This window comes from uncultured Gimesia sp. (assembly GCF_937910335.1).
Classification (GTDB): Bacteria; Planctomycetota; Planctomycetia; order Planctomycetales; family Planctomycetaceae; genus Gimesia.
Window position 1 is genome coordinate 1 of record NZ_CALEMX010000027.1, and the last position, 6,419, is coordinate 6,419.

6 protein-coding genes and 1 pseudogene are annotated in these 6,419 nt (G+C 45.3%); 2 read left to right on the forward strand and 5 right to left on the reverse strand.

Annotation, left to right across the window (positions count from 1 at the left end; all coding sequences use genetic code 11):
* Positions 1–63 precede the first annotated feature (63 nt).
* The 4 genes from Q0668_RS01060 to Q0668_RS01075 form a co-directional block, all read right to left on the reverse strand.
* Positions 64–297 carry a hypothetical protein gene (locus Q0668_RS01060; protein WP_298859064.1) on the reverse strand — a complete coding sequence of 78 codons (234 nt, stop codon included), beginning with the start codon at positions 295–297 and terminating at the stop codon, positions 64–66.
* Between the two features lie 265 nt (positions 298–562).
* Entirely contained in the window at positions 563–1,867 is a 1,305-nt protein-coding gene (locus Q0668_RS01065) for an ATPase, T2SS/T4P/T4SS family (RefSeq protein WP_298859066.1), read from the reverse strand.
* Positions 1,868–1,952: 85 nt separating this feature from the next.
* Complete coding sequence (gene dapA, locus Q0668_RS01070; RefSeq protein WP_298859068.1) at positions 1,953–2,840, reverse strand: 4-hydroxy-tetrahydrodipicolinate synthase; 888 nt, start codon at positions 2,838–2,840, stop codon at positions 1,953–1,955.
* A 94-nt stretch (positions 2,841–2,934) separates the two neighbouring features.
* Entirely contained in the window at positions 2,935–3,855 is a 921-nt protein-coding gene (locus Q0668_RS01075) for an NAD(P)-dependent oxidoreductase (RefSeq protein WP_298859070.1), read from the reverse strand.
* A gap of 422 nt (positions 3,856–4,277) precedes the next feature.
* On the opposite strand from Q0668_RS01075, the gene Q0668_RS01080 reads away from it, so the two are divergent.
* Both Q0668_RS01080 and Q0668_RS01085 read left to right on the forward strand, forming a co-directional pair.
* Complete coding sequence (locus tag Q0668_RS01080; protein ID WP_298859072.1) at positions 4,278–5,219, forward strand: aminotransferase class IV; 942 nt, start codon at positions 4,278–4,280, stop codon at positions 5,217–5,219.
* A 55-nt stretch (positions 5,220–5,274) separates the two neighbouring features.
* Positions 5,275–5,958 (forward strand): methyltransferase domain-containing protein, encoded by a 684-nt coding sequence (locus Q0668_RS01085; protein WP_298859074.1) that lies wholly within the window; start codon positions 5,275–5,277, stop codon positions 5,956–5,958.
* 35 nt (positions 5,959–5,993) lie between these two features.
* On the opposite strand, the pseudogene Q0668_RS01090 reads toward Q0668_RS01085, so the two are convergent.
* Positions 5,994–6,419 (reverse strand): annotated as a pseudogene (locus tag Q0668_RS01090) (hypothetical protein); the annotation flags it as partial.

Genomic DNA, 6,419 nt, shown 5'->3' on the forward strand with positions numbered 1-6,419 from the left:
GTCAAATGCCTTTTTTTAGACTAAAAAGGATCATGGCCGACTCGTCAATTTCACGACTGATGACTATTGATCATCCTGGAGTTTTCGTTCCAGTTTGTATTGCTCAAGGACTTCGCGCTGATTGTAGAGTTGTTCCTCAGGCCCGGCTGGGTAGAACTGCACGTCATCATTCAAGTAATAAGCGGATGGCAAAGTCTGACCACCGATACTGGATTGGCAACCGGTGCTGGTCAAACCGATTAATGCTAAACCCAGAATTCCAACGCTTGACCAATTCTTAAACTGGCGAATCACCATGATTATCCTCGGATTGAAAAGTTGTCGAATGGCACCTGCTGAGGGACATAAAAACAGCATAAGTCAGGAGCCGGGAACACCTTGGGATTAGCCTGTCCGTTTACTAAATCCAGCCAACTTCATCATGAAGTGACATACAAGGCCACACAGTAGTACAAAGCATGTACTCTGTTTATCGACAATCAAAACCGGAATCTTCGGAATATTTTACCTAATCGGACAATATTTTGTATAAAGAAAGTCTTCAGAACATAGATATGGCAGCTCAGGAAGATTTGAACACCCTTTGTAACTCATCCAGAGAGACTTTCCCTTCCGCGACCAAACGAATGCCATCTTTCTGAAACGTTGGCATATCTTGTTTTTTGGCAAATGCCCTGATTTTGCCCGGTTCTGCCCCGCCGATGATCAGTTGCTTCATTTCATCAGTCATTTCGATGATCTCCATCATCAAGGTTCTGCCATAGTAACCCAGACCATCACACTTCTCGCACGGTTCGATTTCGTTTCCTTCTTCATCCACGGTTTGGCGGGGGGGGCGATAGAGCATTTTAGTGGATTTGGGCAGACCCATTTTTTCAATCATTTTGGGATTCGGACGGAAGGCTTCCTTACATTCATCACAGAGCGTACGAATCAATTTGTGCCCAATCACACAGCGGAGTGCATTGACGCCTGATTCCAATCCACCGGCTAATTGACAGAATTTAATCAATCCTGCTACCGAATCCTTGGCGGAAATTTCTGCGATCATAGAAATGTCATCTTTGACGTTCAGTACACTCTTGACATAGTCTTCATCTTTGATGGGATACAGATAAATGATATCAGCTTCCATGCGAATAATTCGTCGTAGCTCATCGTCAAACGTATCGCCTTCTTTTTTCTCGAGTGTTGCAATGTGACTAAAATCACGGTGCTCTGGATCAGCAATTGAGAAAATGGTGTATTGATACGCGTCGACAGAACGTACAACTCCAAACGTTGTAGTCGTTGTACCAGTATTTGGTGCACCACCGACGAGGATCAAGCCGTTACGGCCTTTACTCAACTCTCGGATTTTTTCTTTGTTCTCCTCCGTGATCCCAATGTCATCAGCACGGTCCAATGGTACTTTGACATTAATCGCTTTGATAGAGAGGCGTTCCCCCCCCTCTGCCGGGCTTGTGGAAACCCTGAGCTGATAGGAAACTTCTTCCAGTTCAGCAAAGACACCGCCTGATTGAGGGCGTTTTCGTTCCTGAATATTCAGTCCCGATAAAAGCTTGATGATCTGGACAACAGCCATCCCCTGCTGTTTCGATAAACGAGGACCAGCATTTGCAACGCCGTCAACATAAAAGACAACCTGGTACCGCTCCCCTTTGGGTTCAAAACGCATGAATCCTGCACGGATTGCCAGACCATCGGTGATGATGTTCTTGGCAGGCATCAAACCGGCTTTTACCAGCCGGGCATTCTCTTTCAAATTTGCAGGCTGGCCGTTAAGTGCGCCTTGAAAAGAGACCGGTTCAATCTCTTCTTCCTCTTCTTCCTCATCTTCACGAGATTTTCCAAAACCAAATATCACAAGAGATACCTCTTAAAAAGGGTTAAGTATGTGCCTGATAATCTCTCTATTTTATCTCAATTGTCAGTAGGCGCTTCAGTGTTTTTTAAAGCAGGCCATAATCCTGCAATGTCTTCTCCAGAACTGTCATGGATGCTTTATCGAGCTGCGTCATCGGAAGTCGAACTTCACCATTATCGCGTCCGAGCAACTGCATAGCCGCTTTGATCGGGATTGGGTTGGTGGCCAGTCCCAGCAGATTTCTGCAGAGCCCAAACAATTTATAGTGCCATTCCCGGGCTAAATTCAAATCACCCGCATCAAAAGCATTCAGCATATTTTTGACATCACCGGGAACAATATTTCCGACAACTGAGACCACTCCCTTTCCACCCAACACCATCAGAGGCAGTGTCAGGCTGTCATCACCAGAAAGCACAGTCAGATCGCATGCAGAAAGAATATGCGATGCCTGATCCATTGAACCCGTGGATTCCTTCACAGCAACAATATTGGGGATTTCAGCCAGTCGGATAATGGTTTCCGGCTCAATATTTTTGGCAGTGCGTGCGGGAATATTATAGATCACTATGGGGATCTCAACAGCTTCGGCAATTGCCTGGTAATGCTGAAAGAATCCTTCCTGTGTCGGTTTGTTATAATAAGGAGCCACATGCAGTCCACCATCGACACCTGCATCTTGTGCAAATTTGGTGAGTTCGACTGCCTCCTTTGTACTGTTTGAACCTGTCCCCGCCATCACCTTGATGCGGCCTGCAGCCTGATTACAAACAATCGAAATGACCTGTTTGTGTTCTTCATGTGAGAGTGTTGGTGATTCACCTGTCGTTCCCACAGGACACAAAGTATCAGTCCCTTGCTCGATGTGATAATCGACAAGGCCACGCAGCGCGGTTTCGTCGATTTCCCCATTTTTGAAGGGAGTGATCATTGCCACAGAAAGACCTGCAAACAGGTCATTTTGATTTGCCATGCTTTCAATACCTTAAAACAAATTTGGGAATCAGTCTCGATTAACCTGAGACATTCCCGCTTGATCAATGCTGTAGATTGACAGAAAATGAAAACTAAGTACGACTTTCCCAATCGACATTGGATAATGATGCCAGTGCTAATTGCAATGCATGTGTTCCATCTCGGCCATGTCCTTGAGCTTGAACCGCAAGATAAAGTTGATGCCCCAGCGCCAGACCGGGCAGACTCAAATTCATCGCTTTGGCTTCTGCTAATGCAATTCCCATATCTTTGATGAAATGCTCGACGAAAAAGCCAGGATCGAAGTTGTTGTCCATAATTCGAGGGCCAAGATTCGAGAGTGACCAACTGCCGGCCGCCCCACTCCCAACCGATTCCAATACCGTTGGCAGATCCAGTCCTGCTTTATAACCATAGAGCAAGGCTTCACAGACTCCGATCATATTGGTAGCGATCAGAATTTGATTTACCATTTTCGTGTGTTGACCGGAACCGGGACCACCCTGATACACAATAGTCTTGCCCATGGCATTCCAACAGGGCTTTAGAGCATCAACAACCTGTTCATCTCCACCAATCATGATGGACAATGTTCCATTTTTTGCGCCCACATCTCCACCAGAAACAGGTGCATCAATACTATGCACGCCTTTTGCTGCCGCAGCCTCTGCAATCTCAACTGCCAGTGAAGGATCGCTGGTTGTCATATCTACCAGAATCTTATCTGATGAGGCGCCCGCCAGCGCCCCCTGCTCTCCCAAAAGAACTTCTCGTACATCAGCGGGAAATCCAACGATTGAGAAAATGACGTCAGATTTTTCGGCAACCGCTTTGGGAGAATCGGCCCAACTAGCCCCTTTTTTTAGCAGTGTTTCTGCTTTCGATTGACTGCGATTATAGACTGTTGCAGAAAATCCAGCATCCATCAGATGACTCACCATGCTGGCACCCATAACTCCCGTTCCAATCCAGCCGATTTTTGTTGTTCCTGGTTGAATTGTTGGAGTCGCCATAATATCTCATCCCTATAGTCACGCAGTTAAAAAATGCAAATCACGCAAAAAGCAAGTGTAATAATCTCATTGTAAATCGTAAAAAAAAGACTGCTATATCTCAAGTTAGCGCAATCTTTCTCTTTGGCAGTATATCGAGCAGTGACTCAGAAGTCATACCACTGGTTCATTTTTTTTGACAACAATCGCCGCTGATTTGCCCTTTTGTTGATTGAATTTAAGAGTAGAACTAGACGAAACTTGCGATTCGAACGACAAGTAGGGAAAATCATGATTTGTGCTGCAAGAAACCCCTGGTAAACTGATTCAGATGCTGGTTGACTAATTTTCACATAATCGATGACGTTTCATGTGAACTTCCAGTTAATATTGGTCTGTTTTCCCTTCTGTTTCCCATAATCACTTTCGAATGAAATCTCTGCATGACTGAACCGCGGGCGTATCTGAACGGCTCTATGATTCCTTTCTCAGATGCAAAACTGGCAGTGACTGACCTGGGCATTGTCTACGGAGCATCCATCACAGAGATGGTGCGTACTTTCGCGCATCGATTATTTATGTTGAACGAGCATATCGACCGCCTGTATTCTGCCCTGGACTATGTTTTTATTGAACCTGCTCTGGAGAAATCCGAACTCAAGAATATCTGTGAATCGATCGTCAAGCACAACTCACAATTACTGCCTTCCGAACAGGACTTGGGCTTAACCATATTTATTACGGCAGGTCACAATCTACCGTATCTGGGACTGACTGAACTGGAAACATGCCAAACTCCCACAGTTTGCGTACATACGTTTCCACTAGCATTTGAGCTTTGGGATACAAAATATGTAACCGGTCAGCATTTAATGCGTGCCAAAGGACAACAGCTTAATGCAAACATTTTTGATCCCCGGATTAAATCTCGCAGTCGTATTCACCTGTATCGAGCCGATAAACTGGTTCGAATGCAGGAGCCACAGGCCAGTGCGCTTTTGTTTGATCAGTCCGGATTTGTTTCGGAAACGACCATCGGCAACTTTTATCTTGTCAAAGATGACGTGATTCAATCACCGCGTCCGGAAAATATTCTCGGGGGAATCAGCCAGATGATGGTTGTCCGCTTAGCGAAACAGTTGGGACTTCGCTATGAAGAAACAGATATTTCAGAAAATGATATTCTAGATGCAAATGAAGCATTGACGTCCTCTACCGCATATTGTCTGATGCCCGTTACTCGATTTGGTGACCATCTGATATCCGATGGCTCTCCGGGACCTGTCTTTCAAAAGATGATCTCAGCCTGGAGTCGAGTGGTGGGGATTGATATCGTTCAACAGGCTCAACACAGGGGAGAAGCGAGACGGAACGCACCGTCTTAGAAGCAATCAATTTCATCTTTCAAGTCGTTTCGATTTAATACCAGGAACCTCACACGTGTCGCATTATCTGGAATTTTTCAAACAGTTTCGTACCACATTTGAAACGACCGGAGCCATTGCTCCCAGCAGTCGTTTTCTAGCATCGGATATGGCGGGGCCGATGAGGCAGCATCAAGGACCAAAACAGGTTTTGGAGATTGGACCGGGTACAGGAGCGGTCACACGACAGATTGTGAAACAGATTCAACCGGGAGACCAGCTTGATCTGGTAGAATTGAATGAAAAGTTTGTCGAGATTTTGCATCAACGATTTGATAAGGAAAAGGGATTTCAAGAGATCAAACATCAGACTTCCATCCATAACTGTCCCCTGCAGGATTATGGGGCAGGACAGGAATATGATTACATTGTGTCAGGTTTACCTCTCAATAACTTTCCTACAGAACTGGTCGGTGAAATATTCAAAGCCTATTTTCGTCTGCTCAAACCCGGCGGAGTACTATCCTACTTTGAATATATGTATGTCAGGCCCCTCCGCAAAGTGATCTCAAGGGGAGAAGAAAATCAACGTATTCGTCAAATTGATGAGATCATGGCGAATTATACCCGAGAATACCGAATTCAGACTGATTGGGTCTGGCTTAACCTTCCCCCAGCCTGGGTACAACATCTGCAAAAAGATAAAGGCAATGCTCCTCTGCTAGCAGAGCAAGCTGCCTCAAAAGAACTGAAACCTTAAAGAAAATTCACCAGGTAATTTATGCAGTGGCTTTATTACTCGGAGTCTTTTTTCTTTGCATCTGATTTTTTGTTCTCACTTTTAGGGCGGTTTCTTCCCTGCTCGCCTCTGAAACGAGATGTGTTTCCGCCTTGATCTCTCCGGAGAAACATTTCGCTTAAATCCAAAGCGCCATCCTTGTTCTGATCCAGTTGGTCAAAAACCTGGCCAACCTTTTGCAACTCGTCCTTACTAAGTCTGCCATCTCGGTTGGTATCTAAAACTTTCATCAATGCAGGAACAGGACGGTTTCTGGTTGAATTTTCACGACGGTTCTTATCACGATCGCCTTCAGATTGTTTTTTTGCTTTATCACCATCGCGTCTTTCTGGACGTCGTCCGGGACGAAATGCCATCACGGTTTCCATGAATTCCTTTTTGGAAAGTTCAGCGTCTTGATCTTTTCCTGCTCGTTCCAGAAT